Raw genomic sequence first — 16922 nt, forward strand, 5'->3', positions numbered from 1 at the left:
TAGCGCTGGGTGAGGCGGTAACAAGTGATTGAAGATCACCCCACTGCCCTTCCAGCGCCCCAATCATCACCCAAAGCTTGACTTCTCTTTTCCAATCAGTAACATACGCGTCATTCCGCGATAGCTCAGTTGGTAGAGCAAGTGACTGTTAATCACTGGGTCCCTGGTTCGAGTCCAGGTCGTGGAGCCAGACAGCAATATGAAAAGCCCCTGAATCGAAAGATCCAGGGGCTTTTTTGTGGGCGCGATTCAGCTTCATGGCTATATCAGCCTGCCGGAGGTCGCTCACGGAACAATAAACCGGCGCCAAAAAGGCATTATGGTCTGAATCCTGCTTTCTTTTTCCTACAACCCAAGCTGTCACGCGGGCGTCATGACCGCGCCGCACACTGGCGCAGTCCGTCAACAACAGCTTCATAACAACAAGGACGAAGGTATGCCTACACAAAACCCCCACCGTATCGTTGGCCTGTGTACCTCCAGCAAGGTGTACAACGCGCTGACCGAACTCAAGCACCTGGAAGGCCACCGCAACGCCAAGTTTCTTTCCCTGTTGGCGGAAAACCTGGTGCGCAAGGGCCTGCTCAGTGAGCATGAAGTGGTGCATATGCTCGATCTGGTCGTCGATTGAGCGGCATCGATTCCTACTATCGAGCCTGTTGATTTTTCCTTCCCCCCGGCTGAGTCGTAAGGTAACCCCCATCGATTAATGGAGGTTTCCCATGCCCAAGGTTCAGATCATGTCCGTCATCGGCAGTGCCGTTCCCGCCGTGCTCAGGGAGCGAGGCGTGCTGGCCTGCTGGTATCTGGTGCAGGATGGCGTGACCATCAGCGGCCCGCTGACCTCACTGCCCGCCGCCCAGGCCATGTCGCAACGCATCGGCCCCTACGCACTGAGCGCCTAGGGCAGGTTCACCCGAGGCCCACTTTCAACGAACAGCGCCCAGCAGGACAGGAACAGCGCAGCGATCAGCGGTCCGATCACGAAACCGTTCAAACCGAACACCGCCAGCCCGCCGAGGGTCGAGACCAGCACCATGTAGTCGGGCATCTTGGTGTCCTTGCCCACCAGGATCGGACGCAGGAAGTTATCCACCAGGCCAATCACGAACACCCCGAACAGTGCCAGCACCACGCCCTGCCATATCGCCCCCGAAAGCAGGAAGTACACCGCCACCGGCGCCCAGACGATGCCCGCCCCGACGGCCGGCAACAGCGAGAGGAACGCCATCAGCACCGCCCATGGCAACACCGTCGGGATCCCCAGTATCCAGAAGATCAACCCGCCCAGCGCGCCTTGGGTGATGGCAACCAACAGATTGCCCTTCACGGTCGCCCGCACGACCCGGTTGAATTTCAATTGCAAACGACGCTTCTGATGCTCAGCCAGGGGCACAGCCGCGCGCACCTTGCGCACCAGCTCCGGACCATCGCGCAAAAAGAAAAACAACAGGTACAGCATCACAAAGAAACTGACCAGGAACTGGAACGTCCCCTGGCCGAAGCTGAAGGCCTGGGTGGCGAAAAACTCGCTGCCCTGCATCGCGCTCTTGACGATTTTGTCGCGTAACCCACTCAGGTTACCCAGGCCGAAGCGGTCCAGCAGGTGCTGGAAGTACGGCGGCAGCGCGTCCTTGAACCGCGCCAGGTAATCGGCGATATCCAGCTCCCCGCTTTCCAGGCTCTTGTACAGCGCCGCGCCTTCCTGCACCAGCAGCGTGCTGATGACGATCACCGGCAGAATCGCGATGAGCACGCAGGTGCTCAGGGTCAATAGCGACGTGATGTTGCGTTGCCAACCGAACTTCAGTTGCAGGCGGCGCTGCATCGGCGCAAAGACGATTCCCAGGATCACCGCCCAGAACACCGCACCGTAGAATGGCAGCAGGATCCAGATGAAGGCGACGGTCACCAGGATCAGCAATAGCATCTGGGCTTTGTTTTGCAGCATCTTTCGATTCATCAGCTTTCCATGTCCAAAAGGCGGGATACACGTTAGTCCTCCCGGGCACGCGGGAGTGCCGTCGCGTTTCTCCGTCGGCATTGATCCAGGTCAATACCGTTTGGCCGCCCATGGCCTAGCCTGCGCGCTTTTTGCGATCCGACGCCACCATGCCTCTCGTAGCCCCCGAACTGCTCGCACCCGCCGGCACCCTGAAAAACATGCGCTACGCCTTCGCCTATGGGGCCGACGCGGTCTACGCCGGCCAGCCGCGCTACAGCTTGCGGGTGCGCAACAATGAATTCGACCACGCCAACCTGGCCCTCGGCATCCGCGAGGCCCAAGCCATGGGCAAGCGCTTCTACGTAGTGGTCAACATCGCCCCGCACAATGCCAAGTTGCGCACCTTCCTCAAGGACCTGGCGCCGGTGATCGCCATGGCGCCGGACGCGCTGATCATGTCCGACCCGGGGCTGATCATGCTGGTTCGCCGGCACTACCCGCAGATGCCGATCCACCTGTCGGTGCAGGCCAATACCGTGAACTGGGCGAGCGTCGAGTTCTGGCAGCAACAGGGCCTGAGCCGGATCATCCTGTCCCGGGAACTGTCCCTGGAGGAAATCGCCGAGATCCGCCAACAGGTGCCGGCCATGGAACTGGAGGTATTCGTCCACGGCGCGCTGTGCATGGCCTATTCCGGGCGCTGCCTGCTGTCCGGCTATTTGAACCGGCGCGACGCCAACCAGGGCAGTTGCACCAACGCCTGCCGCTGGAAGTATTCGGCGCAACCGGCGGTGGAAAACACCGTGGGCGACATCGTGCAGACCTGCCAGCCCGAGCCGACCCTTGGCCTCGGCACGCCTACCGAACAGGTGTTCCTGCTGCATGAAGCCAACCGCCCCGAAGAAGCCATGCCGGCCTTCGAAGACGAACACGGCACCTACATCATGAATGCCAAGGACCTGCGGGCCGTGCAGCATGTCGAGCGGCTTACCCACATGGGCGTGCATTCGCTGAAAATCGAAGGCCGGACCAAGTCGCACTTCTATTGCGCCCGCACCACTCAGGTGTACCGCCGGGCCATTGATGACGCGGTGGCCGGCCGGGCGTTCGACCGCAGCCTCGTGACTGATCTGGAATCCCTGGCACAACGCGGCTACACCGAAGGTTTCCTACGGCGCCATGTGCATGATGAATACCAGAACTACCAGAACGGCCATTCGGTCTCGGAGCGCCAGCAGTTCGTTGGCGAACTGACCGGCGAACGCCGCGAGCGGCTGGCCGAGGTGCGGGTCAAGAACCGTTTCGAGGTGGGCGATCATCTGGAACTGATGACGCCCAAGGGCAACTTCCACTTCGACCTGCATCAATTGCAGGACGTGAAGGGCCAGGCCATCAAAGTCGCGCCGGGGGATGGGCATGTGGTGTATGTGCCGATCCCGGATGCGGTGGATCTGCGGTTCGGGTTGTTGATGCGGGATGTGCGCCAGGCCTAGTGCCGCCACCGCCAGTCCTTGTGTGGGCTTGCTCGCGAATGCGGTGTGTCAGGCAATATATTCACTTCTGACACACCGCTTTCGCGAGCAAGCCCGCTCCCACAGGGGGCCGGTGCGGCCTTTGGATCGCGGCAAAACTGCCGAAGGCTGCGATCCTCCGCTCCCGATAGGGCCCGGTTGCCCAGGCGATACATCTGGATCGAGGAGCGAAAGATCGCAGCCTTCGGCAGCTCCTGCCGCACCGCCTGGGTCAGATGCGGAACTGCCCCACCAGTTTGCCCAGGCGCTGGCCCAGTTCGTTCAGGCTGCGGGAAGTCTGGGCGCCGAGTTGGGTTTCGTCGGCGACGCTGTCCACCGCCACGGCGATCTGGTGCACGCTGCGGTTGATTTCCTCGGCCACGGCGGTCTGTTCCTCGGCGGCGCTGGCGATCTGGGCGTTCATCGAGTTGATGGTGCCGATCAGCTGCGCCATGGTGTCCAGGGACGCGCCCGCCTCGTTGGCGCGCACCGAGGTGCCATCGCCGGCCTCACTGGAGCGGCGCATCGCTTCTACGGCAGCATGGGTGCCCGATTGCAGGCGGTCGATCATGCCCTGGATTTCCTGGGTACTTTGCTGGGTCCGGCTGGCCAGCGCCCGCACTTCATCGGCCACCACCGCAAACCCACGCCCCGCTTCCCCGGCCCGCGCGGCCTCGATGGCGGCGTTCAAGGCCAGCAGGTTGGTCTGCTCGGCAATCGAACGAATCACCCCCAGCACGCTGACAATCGAAGCCACGTCCTGTTGCAGGCTGTCCAGGGACACGCCGCTGCTGCGGATGTCATTCACCAACGCATGAATCTGCTGGATGCTGCCGGCCACCACGCGCTTGGCGGACTGGCCTTCCTCATCGGTCTGCTGGGCAGCAACCGCAGCGCCCTGGGCACTGCGAGCGACTTCCTGGGCGGCCGAGGACATTTCGTTGATCGCCGTGGCGACCTGATCGGTTTCGTGGCGCTGGCGCTCCATGGCCTGCTCGGAGCGTTGGGCCTGTTCGGAGACTTGCGTCACCAGCCCGGTCAGTTGCGAGGTCATGTCGGTGATCTGGCGTACCAGGCCATGGATCTTGTCGACGAAGCGGTTGAACGAACCGGCCAGCTGACCGAGTTCGTCCTGGCTGGTGATCGCCAGACGCCGGGTCAGGTCGCCCTCGCCCGCCGCGATGTCATCCAGGTTGTCTTTCATCAGGTGCAGCGGCCGCAGGATGGTATTGGCGAGCAGCAAGCCCACCACCGCAATCACCAGCAACACCACGGCGGCGATCCCGACAATGCTCAATATCACGCCTTGCACCCGCTCATGGACCTTGGCTTCCACCAGCGCCACCTGGGCTTCGATGCCGTCCAGGTTGACCGAACTGCCCACCGCCATGTCCCACTTGGACAGGTATTCGGTGTAACCAAGCTTGGGCACCAGTTCCTGGCTGTTGGGCAACGGCGAGCTGTATTCGAGATAGTGGGTCCCGTCCTTGGCGACTTTCACCAGGTCACGGTTGACGTAGACACCGTTCGGGTCGCGGTTGTCCTTGAAGCTCTTGCCCACGCCGTCCGGGCTGTTAGCCTTGAACAGGCGCACGGTTTCGGAGTCGTAGCCGAAGAAGTAACCGTCCTTGCCATAGCTGACACTGGACAGCAGCTTGATCGCCTCGGCCCGCGCTGCTTTATCGCCGGGAGCCGCGGCATCGTACAGTGGCTTGATGGCCGTGAGCCCCACCGCCACGTAGTTCTGCAGCGTGGCCTTGGCCTCGGCAAGCAGCCGCTCGCGAGTCTGCTGAACCTCGTTGCTGGCCTGCTCCTTCAAGATGAAAGCCGTGGTCAGGCTGATGATCACGGCGGACAGCAATACGGGCAGTACTGCCAGGGACAAGACTTTAGCCTTCAGGCTCAGGCGCATGCTGTTCACTCTTGTAGGTGTTATTGGCGTGGTTAGCTGTATTAACGGCATCGCACGGCAAAACTGTAGGACAAGGTGAGATAACTGGCGCGAGTGGTCCACAGCTTTGTCACTGGACTCAATGGCCTCTTCGCGAGCAAGCCCGCTCCCACACTGGATTGCTGGCAGTCACATATTCTGTGTTCACAGCAGATCTTTCGTGGGAGCGGGCTTGCTCGCGAAGGGTTCGACTCGGTCCTGGAGTCTTTTTGAATATCCTTACAACACCATCGCCGCCACCCAACCAAACGCCAGCAGCGGTAGGTTGTAGTGGATGAAAGTCGGGACCACGGTGTCCCAGATATGGTGGTGCTGGCCGTCGATGTTCAGGCCGGAGGTCGGGCCCAGGGTCGAGTCCGAGGCGGGCGAGCCGGCATCGCCCAGGGCGCCGGCGGTGCCGACAATGCAGACGATCGCCAGTGGACTGAAGCCCAGTTGCAGGCACAGCGGCACGAAGATCGTCGCCAGGATCGGCACCGTGGAGAACGATGAGCCGATGCCCATGGTCACCAGCAGGCCCACCAGCAACATCAGCAGCGCGCCGATGCCCTTGTTGTGGCCGATCCAGCCGGCGGAAGCTTCCACCAGGCTCTGGACTTCACCGGTGGCCTTCATCACTTCGGCGAACCCCGAGGCGGCGATCATGATGAAGCCGATCATCGCCATCATCTTCATGCCTTCGGTGAACAGGTCGTCGGTCTCGCGCCAGCGCACCACCCCCGACAGCGAGAAGATCAGGAAGCCGACCAGGGCGCCGATGATCATCGAATCCACCAGCAGTTGCACCGCGAACGCCGCCGCCACGGCAAGCCCGGCCACCATCAGGCTCATTGGGTTGTAGCGCACCGCCACTTGCTCGACCCGGGCGATTTTCTTCAGGTCGTAGACGCGTTTCCTGCGGTAGCTGAACAATGACAGCAGCAGGCCGAACACCATGCCCAGTGCAGGGATGCCCATGGCGTGGGTGACGTTGATGCCACTGACGTCCACGCCGCTGCGGGCGATGTTGGCCAGCAGGATTTCGTTGAGGAAGATATTGCCGAAGCCCACCGGCAGGAACATGTAGGGAGTGATCAGGCCGAAGGTCATGACACAGGCGATCAACCGGCGATCCAGCTGCAGCTTGGTCAGCACGTAGAGCAGCGGCGGTACCAGCAGCGGGATGAAGGCGATGTGGATCGGCAAGACATTCTGTGAGGCGACCGCGACAGTTCCCAGCAAGCCAATCAGCACCCATTTGACGCCGGAGCCGCCAGCGGCATCCTGGCGGTCCACCATCGCCAGGGCTTTGTCCGCCAGGGCGTGGGCCATGCCGGACTTGGCAATCGCCACCGCGAAAGCACCCAGCAAGGCATAGGACAACGCTACCGTCGCCCCGCCACCAAGGCCGGCGTTGAACGCCTTGAGCGTCGCCTCGATCCCCAGTCCACCCAGCAAACCACCCACCAACGCGCCAATGATCAGCGCGATTACCACATGCACGCGGGACAGGCTCAGCACCAGCATGACGCCAACCGCGGCAATTACTGCATTTATCATCGTTACCTCAAAGCACAGCGATGGAAAGCCACCGGACAAAAAGGGCGCGACTTTGCAGCAAGCGGCCGCAAGCTGCAAGCGCCATGCGGCGGGTTTTCGCAAGGTTTGTTGTCAGCACTATATCTATGGGAGCGAGCTTGCTCGCGATAGCGTCAGATCAGCCAGCATCGAGAGTGACTGACCCACCGCTATCGCGAGCAAGCCCGCTCCCACAGGTTTTGGTGTGTGTCCCGGATACTGAGGCGGTAACAAGTCCCTTGTGGCGAGGGAGCTTGCTCCCGCTCGGCTGCGAAGCAGTCGCAGACCCAGCTGACGCGGTGTGTCTGGGAAACCGCGGGCTGGTTTTGGGCCTGCTTCGCAGTCCAGCGGGAGCAAGCTCCCTCGCCACGGGGTTAGTGCGCTAGCCCGAGTAGTCATTCGCTCCTCTAGGCCAACCGCAGCTCATGTGGGTGGTCAGCGCTTGGGCAGTTCAATCATCACCTTGAGTCCGCCCCACTCGCTGTCGTGCAAGGCCAAGGTACCGCCCCAGGTGTCGACGATGTCCCGCACAATGCCCAGCCCCAGGCCATGCCCATCGGTCTGTTCATCCAGGCGCGTGCCGCGGCTGAACACCTGGTCGCGGCGATCCTCGGGGATGCCCGGGCCATCGTCCTCCACAGCCAGGCTGAAACCCGCGGGCGTCTCGGTCAGGGTCAGCCGCACCTCGGCGTCGGCCCATTTACAGGCGTTGTCCAGCAGGTTGCCCAACAGTTCCAGCAAATCCTCGCGATCCCAGGGCAAGTGCAGGCCCGGCGGAGCGACGTAGCTCAGTTGCAAGTGCTCGCCATGGATCATGTTCAGCGTCGCCAGCAGCCCCGGCAGCTCGAGGTCACAGTCCAGGTGCGCGCCCGGCAAGGCATCGCCGGACAGGCGTGCGCGGTTGAGTTCACGGTTCAGTCGTTGCCGGACCTGCTCCAGCTGATCGAGCATCAACTTGCGCAACTCGGGATACGGATCGAGCTTCTCGTTCGACGCCAGGCTTTGCAGCACCGCCAGCGGGGTTTTCAAGGCATGGCCCAGGTTGCCCAGGGCGTTGCGCGAACGCTTGAGGCTGTCCTCGGTGTGGGCCAGCAGATGGTTGATCTGCGCCACCAGCGGCTCCAGCTCCCGCGGAACCTGTTCATCGAGTTGCGAACGCTGCCCGCGTTGCAACTGCGCGATCTGCTCCCGAGCCCGATCCAGCGGGCGCAAGGCGCGGCGCACGGTGATCCGTTGCAGCAACAGGATCAGCAACAGCCCTGCCAGCCCCAGGCCAAGGCCGATCTGCTGCATCCGCCGGAAACTGTCACGCACCGGCGTGTAGTCCTGGGCCACGCTGATGGAAATCGCCTGGCCCAGACGCCGATAGTCGGTACGCAGCACCAGCAGCTTCTGCCCGTCAGGCCCCAGTTGCAGGTTGCTGTGCAGGCCCGGATGGTCGAGGCGCGGCAATTCCTGGTCCCACAGCGAGCGCGAGCGCCAATGGGCATCGGCAAAATCAATCCGGAAATAATGCCCGGAAAACGGCCGCTGATAGGCCGGCGACAAGCGCCGCTCGTCCAGCTGCAAGCCTTGCGGGCCGCGTACCAGGGCCACCAGCAGGTTCTCGCTGTCGTTGCGCAGCCCGGCTTCCAGGTAACGCTGCAAACCCAGCTCGAACAACCACAGGCTGGTCTGCGCCAGGACCAGGCCGACCACCACCATCACACCGATCAGGCCCAGGCTGAGGCGGCGCTGGATGGACCTCACAGGAGGTCACTCACTGGGCTTGCCCGCCGAACAGGTAACCCTGGCCGCGACGGGTTTCGATCACGCTGCGACCCAGCTTGCGCCGCAGGTGATTGACGTGGACTTCCAGCACATTGGAATCGCGCTCGGTTTCACCGTCGTACAGGTGTTCGGCGAGATGGCTTTTGGAAAGGATCTGCTCGGGGTGCAGCATGAAATAGCGCAGCAGGCGAAATTCGGCGGCGGTCAGCTGGATGTCCGCGCCGTCACGGACCACACATTGGCGACCTTCATCCAGGTGCAGCCCGGCCGCTTGCAGCGTCGGCTGGTTGAACTGGCCATGGGAGCGCCGCAACAATGCCTGGACCCGCAGGTGCAGCTCCTCGGGGTGAAAGGGTTTGGTCAGGTAATCATCGGCCCCGGCCTTGAGGCCTTCGATGCGCTCGGCCCAGGAGCCACGGGCGGTCAGGATCAGCACCGGCGTCGCCAGGCCACCGGCACGCCATTGGGCCAGCACGTCGAGCCCCGGCACCCCCGGCAGCCCAAGGTCGAGGATGATCAGGTCGTAGGGCTCGCTGCTGCCTTGATACACCGCGTCGCGTCCATCGGCGAGCCAATCGACGGCGTACCCCTGTCGTGTCAGGCCGGCCATCAGTTCGTCGGCCAGGGGCACGTGGTCTTCCACCAGAAGCAGGCGCATCAGTCTTCCTTATCTTTGAGTAGACGGCCGGTCGCGGCCTCCAGGTCCAGCTCGCGCACGACGCCGTCGGTGTCCAGCAGCTCGACCTCATAAATATAGACGCCGTGCTTTTCTTCCAGCTCGGCCTCCAGCAGCTTGGCACCGGGATGGCGATCCAGCGCCTGTTGCAGCAGGTGTTCCAGCGGCAGGATCACACCCTGCTGGCGAAGTTGCAGGGCTTCGTCCTGGTCCAGGTCCCGGGCCATCACCACCGAACAGAACGCCAGCAGCGCCAGCGCCCAGCGGCTGCGGGCGCGTAAATTAAGCTTCATTACGTATCCTGATGATTCTTGAGTACCTTGCCGGTAACGGCGTCCAATTCCAGATCCCAGTCGATACCCTCGGCATCGCGCAGCTCAACCTGGTAAATGTACTTGCCGTACTCCTCTTCCAGCTCGGCATCGGTGACCGTGGCGCCCGGGTGTTGGGCCAGGGCGGCGGCGTCGAGTTTTTCAAAGGCCAGGATGGTACCAGCGTCTTGCAGCTTGCGGGACTCGTCGGCGCTGAGGTCCCGCGCCTGGGCCAGGCCAGCGCATACGGTCATGAAGGTCGCGATGAAAACGGCAGTCAAAGGGTTCACGGATTGTCTCCTTCTTATAATGTGCATCGGACGCACTTTATCGGTGCGAACTTAACTGAAACTGAATTGCCATCATGTAACCTGGATCAAGCTGGGCGAATTCTTGTGGGAGCGGGCTTGCTCGCGAAGGCGTCAGTACATCCAACATCGATGCAAGCTGTCCCACCCCATTCGCGAGCAAGCCCGCTCCCACAGATAGAGTGTGTCGCTATAATCCTTTGCTTGCTCACGCCACGAGACCGGTATGACTGCCATCCACATCAAGTTCCCTGCCCTCACCCTCAAGGCCGGCCCCCGTGCGTTCGCGCGGATCCGCCGGGCCGGCTTGAGCGCGGCCGATGTCGGCATCCTGCCGGGTGCCGCCGGCGGTCCCAAGGCGCTGGGCATCCAGGGCCTGGACCTGGCGCTGTTCGGTGAATGGCTGCCCGCCGCGCCCCGGGAGCGTTCACTGATCGGCGCCTCGGTGGGTTCCTGGCGCTTCGCCAGTGCCTGCCTGCCGGACGCGGCCGAGGGCATCCGGCGCCTGGGCACCTTGTACAACGAGCAAAGCTTTGCCAAAGGCGTGACCATGGCCGGGGTCACGCAAAGTTCGCAGCGCATGCTCGATGACTTGCTCGAAGGCCGCGACAGCTTGATCCTCGATAACCCGCATTACCGGCTCAATATCATGGTGGTCAAGAGCCACGGCCCGCTGGCTCTTGACCATCGCGGGCGGCTGGCCTTGGGCCTGTCATCGGTGATTGCCGACAACCTGCGTGGCCGCGCGCGGCTGTCGCGGCATTTCGAGCGGCTGATCATCCACGACCCGCGCCTGGCCCCCCCGCTGCATCCATTGAACGACTTTCCGTCGCGCTTCGTGCCGTTGCAAGCCAGCAACCTGCGCCAGGCCTTGCTGGCGTCCGGCTCGATCCCGATGGTCATGGAAGGCGTGCGCGACCTGCCGGGCGCCGGCGCCGGTACGTACCGCGACGGCGGCTTGCTGGACTATCACCTCGACCTGCCCTACAGCGGCGAGGACATCGTGCTCTACCCGCACTTCACCGACCGGGTCATTCCCGGCTGGTTCGACAAGGGCCTGCCGTGGCGCAAGGGCAATGTCGAACGCTTGCAGGATGTGCTCTTGTTGGCGCCCTCAAGGGAATACCTGGCACGCCTGCCCTACGGCAAGCTGCCGGACCGTAACGACTTCAAGCGCTTCATGGGTGATGACCCGAGCCGCCGCAAATACTGGCGCACAGCGATGGACGAGAGCCAGCGACTCGGTGACGAGTTCCTGGAACTGGCAGCCAATGGTGGCCTGGGCGAGCGTTTGCTGACCCTTTAGTCAGCACGCTCGCGCACCGCGAGGATCAAACTGATAAACTGCGCCGCCTGCCTCGCGACCGTTACCTTAAAGAGCCTGAACCTGTGGAAATCTTCAAAGAGTTTACCTTCGAATCCGCCCACCGCCTGCCCCACGTGCCGGACGGCCACAAGTGCGGGCGCCTGCACGGTCACTCATTCAAGGTGGCGATCCACCTGAGTGGCGACATCGACCCGCACACCGGCTGGATCCGCGATTTCTCGGAGATCAAGGCGATCTTCAAGCCGCTCTACGAGCGCCTGGACCACAACTACCTCAACGACATTCCCGGCCTGGAAAACCCCACCAGCGAAGTCCTCGCCAAATGGATCTGGAACGAGTTGAAGCCGTTGCTGCCGGAACTCAGCGCCATTCGCATCCATGAAACCTGCACCAGCGGTTGCATCTATCACGGCGAATAACTCTTCACCTGGGCCTGTACCTGTCTCTTGTGGCGAGGGGATTTATCCCCGCTGGGCTGCGAAGTGGCCCTAAACCTGCCACCTCGGTGTACCAGACGAAACAAGTTGGCTGTCTTGGGGCTGCTGCGCAGCCCAGCGGGAGCAAGCTCCCTCGCCACAACGGTGTTCTCCCGCCATCCTGCATTGGCCTATGCTCTCCCCCCTGAACCTTCTCGGTGGAGCATCGACCATGACCAACTGGCTGCTGGATCAGGTATACGACTTCAACGGGCATTCCATTCGCTACGCCATCCGAGGTGACGGGCCGCCGCTGGTTTTTGTCCACGGAACGCCCTTCTCGTCCTACGTGTGGCACCGGATCGCCCCGCTCTTCTTTTCCACTCACCGGGTGCATTACTTCGACCTGTTGGGTTATGGACAATCGGCTCAACCCGATACCGATGTGTCCCTCGGCGTGCAGAACCAATTGCTCGCGCAGTTGCTGGCGTATTGGGGCCTGGACTGCCCGGATGTGGTGGCCCATGACTTTGGCGGCGCCACCGCACTGCGCGCACATTTGCTCGATGGCAGACACTACCGCAGTCTGACGCTGATCGACCCGGTGGCGCTATCGCCCTGGGGCTCGCCTTTCGTGCTGCACGTTCGCCAACATGAAACGGCCTTCAGCGGCCTGCCCGATTACATCCAGCGCGCCATCGTGCCGACCTATATCCGCGGTGCGATCCAACGGGACATCCCGGACCAGGAACTGGCACCTTACGTCCAGCCCTGGCTCGGCGAGACAGGCCAGGCGGCGTTCTATCGGCAGATCGCGCAGATGGACGAGCGTTACACACGTGAGGTCGAGGGCCTGTACCCCAGCGTACGTTGCCCGACGCAGATTCTCTGGGGCGAGAACGACCAGTGGATCCCCGTCGAACGCGGCCGGGCCCTGCAACAGTTGATTCCAGGCGCACGTTTTCTGCCCATCCCCAACGCCGGGCATCTGGTCCAGGAAGACGCGCCGGAGGCGATCGTGGCGGCGGTGTTGCGGTATGTAAGCGCCCATGCGGACACCCCGGTATCCGGGACGCCGGACTGACCCTCGCGAGCACGCGCTGTGCTGCCGCAAAGGGTGCTCGCCACTCACTGACGTATGTGCTATTGATCGGGACCATGGGGGCTCGCTCCGTTGACGCGCCACTCCAAGACCTCTGAAAGGGACTCGCCTGATGCACATCATCAACGCCCGCCTGCGCAACCGCGAAGGCTTGCATGAGCTGCACCTGGAAAACGGCCTGATCGCCAGCATCGCCCGCCAGACCGAGGCCCCGAGCCTTGGCCCGGAGGATCTCGATGCCGGCGGCAACCTGGTGGTGCCGCCCTTCGTCGAGCCGCACATCCACCTGGACGCCACTCTCACCGCCGGCGAGCCGCGCTGGAACATGAGCGGCACGCTGTTCGAAGGCATCGAGTGCTGGGGCGAACGCAAGGCCACCATCACCGAGGAAGACACCCGGACCCGCGCCAGGAAAACCCTCCAGGCCCTGGCCGCCCACGGCATCCAGCATGTGCGCACCCATGTCGACGTGACCGACCCCGAGCTCACCGCACTCAAGGCAATGCTCGAAGTGCGCGAGCAGAGCCGCCATCTGGTCGACATGCAGATCGTCGCGTTTCCCCAGGAAGGCATCGAGTCCTATCGCAACGGCCGCGAGCTGATGGAGGAAGCGATCCGCATGGGCGCCGACGTGGTGGGTGGTATCCCGCATTTCGAGTACACCCGCGACCAGGGCATCAGCTCGGTGAAGTTCCTGATGGACCTGGCCGAACGCACCGGCTGCCTGGTGGATGTACATTGCGACGAAACCGATGACCCGCACTCGCGCTTTCTCGAAGTGCTCGCAGAAGAGGCCCGCAGCCGCGACATGGGCGCCCGCGTCACCGCCAGCCACACCACGGCCATGGGCTCCTACGACAACGCCTACTGCGCCAAGCTGTTCCGCCTGCTCGGGCATTCGGGCATCAGCTTCGTGTCCTGCCCGACCGAAAGCATTCACCTGCAAGGGCGCTTCGACAACTTCCCCAAGCGCCGCGGCGTGACCCGGGTCAATGAATTGCTCGAGGCGGGAATGAATGTCTGCTTCGGCCAGGATTCCATCGTCGACCCGTGGTATCCCTTGGGGAATGGCAACATCCTGCGAGTACTGGAAGCCGGGCTGCACATCTGCCACATGCTGGGCTACCGCAACCTGCAAAGCGCCCTCGATCTGGTCACCGACAACAGCGCCAAGGCCCTGGCCCTGGGCGAGCGCTATGGGCTGGAGCCCGGACGTCCGGCGAATCTGCTGATCCTGTCGGCGGACAGCGATTACGAAATGATCCGCAGCCAGGGCTTGCCGCTGTATTCGATTCGCAATGGCGAGGTGCTGATGAAGCGACAGATGCCGGTGGTGGAATTCGGGGCGCAGTTGGACTGATTTCCAACGCCCCTGTGGGAGCGAGCTTGCTCGCGATAGCATCGGTCCTATTACACGGATGTTGGATGTGCCGCCTTCGCGAGCAAGCCCGCTCCCACAAGGGTTCAGTGTTGCACTTCAGATTCGTGGACACTGAAGATCCATTGTGGGAGCGGGCTTGCTCGCGAAGAGGCCACCAGCCTCACCTCACTATTCAGGCATGGCTCTGGCTGCCCCAAACAAACTCACCCGCACCAACTCTCCACCCTGCTCCTGCAACAGGATCGGCGCCGTACCACCGGGCATCACCACACTCACCGGCCCGGCTTTTACCCAACCGACGCGCCAGGCAGCGCAGGCCACGGCGCTGGCACTGGTGCCCGAGGAAGCAGTCGGCCCTTCGCCCCGCTCGAACACCCGCGCAGCGATTCGCCCTTCGGCTTCAAGCCAGGCCCATTGCAGGTTCACCCCTGCCGGGCACGGAATCCCGGCGCCACCGGGTGCGGCATAGGCGATGCGGGTCAGGCTTTCAGAAAGCGCCGAGTCGCGCATCTGTGCGTTGCCCGGCAGTGCATCGGCGCCGTCCACCAAGGTCACGCAATGCGGGTTGCCGATATTCACGAATTGGCTGTGGCCCCAGGCCGGGTTTAACGCCTGAAGCACGGCCACTCGGCTGACTTCGCGCTGGTTGAAACGCACGTTTTCCACCGCTTGAGCCGCAACGGCCTGCGGCCCGAACCGCGGTTGCCCCAGGTTCAGCCAGAAGCCTGGCGCCCCCTCGAACTCAGCGGCACGAACCGAGGTTTGCAGCGGCGACACGCCGTTGCGCTTGTCATGATGAACCTGCAACACGCACTCACCATCGTCCGGCATCAAGCCTTGCTCATGCAGTGCCTGGGAGAAAATCGTCAGGCCGTTGCCGCTGCGTTCGGCCAGGGTGCCATCGGTGTTGACGATCAACAGATCGAATGGCGGTTCGCTCTGGAAAGGCCCGATCAGCAGGCCGTCGCTACGATGGGCCTTGGCGCCCGGTGGCGCTTCGCCCGGTGCCCAACTGCAAAAGGCATGCACGGCGGCCTCGGCCCAGGATTCGCGCAGCTGTGCGGCCAAAGCGGCTGATGACGCCAGGTCGATCCCCTGGTCACGGACCTGTTGGGGAGAAACCACGCCATAGATATTGCCCCGTGCATCATAAAACTGCGTCATCAACCAGACCCCGGATCCGCCAGCGAAAGCCGGCACTGTATGCTGACCCGGCCTACACGAGCAAAGCTTGTTCAATGTGGGAGCGGGCTTGCTCGCGAAAGCGGTGTGTCAGCCGCCATCAATGCTGACTGACCCGCCGCTTTCGCGAGCAGGCTCGCTCCCACAGGTTCGCGCCAGGCATCATATGGCTGGCACCTTGGGGTCGCGGTGCGGTCAGTGGATATGCAAGCATAGACCGCCACCCGCCTCACCGAACCGCACGAAACCAAGGACGCTGCATGACCGCCATTACCCCCCCGCCGACCTTTGTCCCCGGACGCCTGGAACAGATGTCCACCCGCATCGCCTATCTCATCGCCGGAGTCGGCATTGCCGCCTGGGCACCGTTGGTGCCGTATGCCAAGGTGCGGGCGAACCTGGATGAAGGCACCCTTGGCCTGCTGTTGTTGTGCCTGGGCGTAGGGTCGATTCTGGCGATGCCGATTTCCGGCGCACTGGCGGCGCGGTTCGGCTGCCGACGGGTGCTCAGCGGCGGCACGATCCTGATTTGCCTGGCGCTGCCGCTGCTGGCAACGATGACGACGTTTCCCTGGCTGGTCGCCGCGCTATTTCTATTCGGCGCCGGGCTCGGCACCGTGGATTCGACCGTGAACCTGCAAGCGGTGATCGTCGAACGGGCCAGTGGCAAGACCATGATGTCGGGGTTCCATGGTATGTTCAGCCTCGGCGGGATCATTGGCGCGGCCGGCGTCAGCGCCCTGCTTGGCCTGGGCCTTTCGCCGTTGGGGGCGACGCTGGTGGTCAACGCGCTGCTGCTGGTGGCGCTGCTCAAGGCCGCGCCGCATCTGCTGCCCTATGGCAGCGAAAGCTCGGGCCCGGCGTTTGCCATTCCCCACGGTGTGGTGCTGTTTATCGGCATCCTGTGTTTCATCGTGTTCCTGGGCGAAGGCGCCGTGCTGGATTGGAGCGCAGTGTTCCTGACCAGCGAGCGTGGCGTTGCGACCGCCTACGCCGGATTGGGTTATGCCGCGTTCGCGCTGACCATGACGGTGGGCCGGCTGACGGGCGACTCGGTGGTGCGTCGCCTGGGGCCCAAACGCATCATCATCTACGGCGGGGCCCTTGCGGCGACAGGATTCCTGCTGGCGACCCTGGCGCCGATGTGGCAAGCGGCATTGCTGGGGTATGCGCTGGTGGGGGCCGGTTGTTCGAACATCGTGCCGGTGCTGTACACCGCAGTCGGCAAGCAGACACTGATGCCAGAGGCCATCGCCGTGCCGGCCATTACCACCATCGGTTATGCCGGCATCCTGGCCGGCCCGGCATTGATCGGGTTCGTGGCCCATGGCAGCAGTTTGAGCGTGGCCTTTGGACTGCTGGCATTGGCGCTGGTGGCAGTGGCAGCCAGCGGGAAAGTGCTCAAGGTCTGAGCCCTGCACAATCCCCCTGTGGCGAGGGAGCTTGCTCCCGCTCGGCTGCGAAGCAGTCGTGAGCCAGTGGTCG

At 63.0% G+C, this 16922-nt stretch carries 16 protein-coding genes and 1 tRNA gene; 9 read left to right on the plus strand and 8 right to left on the minus strand.

The annotated features are described in order from the left end of the window. The first annotated feature begins 114 nt into the window (after positions 1-114). From RGM2987_RS18365 to RGM2987_RS18375, 3 genes are all read left to right on the plus strand, one after another. Positions 115-190: transfer RNA gene (locus RGM2987_RS18365), tRNA-Asn, on the plus strand. Positions 191-436: 246 nt separating this feature from the next. Then, a complete protein-coding gene (locus RGM2987_RS18370; protein WP_245143958.1) occupies positions 437-631 on the plus strand; it encodes a hypothetical protein in 195 nt (64 codons plus the stop codon). Positions 632-722: 91 nt separating this feature from the next. Beyond that, positions 723-905 carry a hypothetical protein gene (locus RGM2987_RS18375; RefSeq protein WP_245143961.1) on the plus strand — a complete coding sequence of 61 codons (183 nt, stop codon included), beginning with the start codon at positions 723-725 and terminating at the stop codon, positions 903-905. Here RGM2987_RS18375 and RGM2987_RS18380 read toward each other — a convergent pair. Continuing rightward, entirely contained in the window at positions 902-1963 is a 1062-nt protein-coding gene (locus tag RGM2987_RS18380) for an AI-2E family transporter (RefSeq protein ID WP_245143963.1), read from the minus strand. The genes RGM2987_RS18375 and RGM2987_RS18380 overlap by 4 nt on opposite strands. A gap of 149 nt (positions 1964-2112) precedes the next feature. Between RGM2987_RS18380 and yegQ the strand changes: the two genes are divergently transcribed. Then, the gene (gene yegQ / locus RGM2987_RS18385) at positions 2113-3438 is read left to right on the plus strand and encodes a tRNA 5-hydroxyuridine modification protein YegQ (protein ID WP_245143965.1); all 1326 of its coding nucleotides are present in this window, start codon (positions 2113-2115) and stop codon (positions 3436-3438) included. Between the two features lie 250 nt (positions 3439-3688). Here yegQ and RGM2987_RS18390 read toward each other — a convergent pair whose 3' ends face one another. The 6 genes from RGM2987_RS18390 to RGM2987_RS18415 all read right to left on the minus strand — a co-directional run bounded on the left by RGM2987_RS18390 (position 3689) and on the right by RGM2987_RS18415 (position 10011). Continuing rightward, positions 3689-5368, minus strand: coding sequence for a methyl-accepting chemotaxis protein (locus tag RGM2987_RS18390; RefSeq protein ID WP_245143967.1), 1680 nt, complete (start codon positions 5366-5368; stop codon positions 3689-3691). Positions 5369-5626: 258 nt separating this feature from the next. Further along, complete coding sequence (locus RGM2987_RS18395; RefSeq protein ID WP_245144010.1) at positions 5627-6943, minus strand: Na+/H+ antiporter NhaC family protein; 1317 nt, start codon at positions 6941-6943, stop codon at positions 5627-5629. 456 nt (positions 6944-7399) lie between these two features. After that, on the minus strand, positions 7400-8713 hold the full coding sequence (locus RGM2987_RS18400; RefSeq protein ID WP_245143970.1) for a sensor histidine kinase: 1314 nt from the start codon (positions 8711-8713) through the stop codon (positions 7400-7402). A 10-nt stretch (positions 8714-8723) separates the two neighbouring features. Next, positions 8724-9392, minus strand: coding sequence for a response regulator transcription factor (locus tag RGM2987_RS18405; protein WP_245143973.1), 669 nt, complete (start codon positions 9390-9392; stop codon positions 8724-8726). After that, positions 9392-9703 (minus strand): PepSY domain-containing protein, encoded by a 312-nt coding sequence (locus tag RGM2987_RS18410; protein WP_215002713.1) that lies wholly within the window; start codon positions 9701-9703, stop codon positions 9392-9394. The genes RGM2987_RS18405 and RGM2987_RS18410 overlap by 1 nt, the downstream gene beginning before the upstream one ends. After that, positions 9703-10011: a PepSY domain-containing protein gene (locus RGM2987_RS18415; RefSeq protein WP_245143975.1), complete on the minus strand. Its 309-nt coding sequence runs from the start codon at positions 10009-10011 to the stop codon at positions 9703-9705. Before RGM2987_RS18415 ends, RGM2987_RS18410 begins: the two co-directional genes overlap by 1 nt. 244 nt (positions 10012-10255) lie before the next feature. Here RGM2987_RS18415 and RGM2987_RS18420 point away from each other — a divergent pair, with 244 nt between their 5' ends. The 4 genes from RGM2987_RS18420 (at position 10256) to codA (ending at position 14234) form a co-directional block, all read left to right on the plus strand. Further along, positions 10256-11335 (plus strand): patatin-like phospholipase family protein, encoded by a 1080-nt coding sequence (locus RGM2987_RS18420; protein WP_245143977.1) that lies wholly within the window; start codon positions 10256-10258, stop codon positions 11333-11335. Positions 11336-11418: 83 nt separating this feature from the next. Next, the gene (gene queD, locus RGM2987_RS18425; RefSeq protein WP_003203918.1) at positions 11419-11775 is read left to right on the plus strand and encodes a 6-carboxytetrahydropterin synthase QueD; all 357 of its coding nucleotides are present in this window, start codon (positions 11419-11421) and stop codon (positions 11773-11775) included. A 229-nt stretch (positions 11776-12004) separates the two neighbouring features. Next, positions 12005-12856 carry an alpha/beta hydrolase gene (locus RGM2987_RS18430; protein ID WP_245143979.1) on the plus strand — a complete coding sequence of 284 codons (852 nt, stop codon included), beginning with the start codon at positions 12005-12007 and terminating at the stop codon, positions 12854-12856. A 130-nt stretch (positions 12857-12986) separates the two neighbouring features. Further along, complete coding sequence (gene codA / locus RGM2987_RS18435; RefSeq protein ID WP_245143983.1) at positions 12987-14234, plus strand: cytosine deaminase; 1248 nt, start codon at positions 12987-12989, stop codon at positions 14232-14234. A 189-nt stretch (positions 14235-14423) separates the two neighbouring features. Here the strand turns inward: codA and RGM2987_RS18440 are convergent, their stop codons facing one another. Next, a complete protein-coding gene (locus tag RGM2987_RS18440; RefSeq protein ID WP_245143986.1) occupies positions 14424-15419 on the minus strand; it encodes a diaminopimelate epimerase in 996 nt (331 codons plus the stop codon). Between the two features lie 278 nt (positions 15420-15697). Here RGM2987_RS18440 and RGM2987_RS18445 point away from each other — a divergent pair, with 278 nt between their 5' ends. After that, complete coding sequence (locus RGM2987_RS18445) at positions 15698-16849, plus strand: MFS transporter (RefSeq protein ID WP_245143988.1); 1152 nt, start codon at positions 15698-15700, stop codon at positions 16847-16849. Positions 16850-16922: the final 73 nt, after the last annotated feature.

The organism is Pseudomonas sp. RGM2987 (assembly GCF_022952855.1).
Taxonomy (GTDB): Bacteria; Pseudomonadota; Gammaproteobacteria; order Pseudomonadales; family Pseudomonadaceae; genus Aquipseudomonas.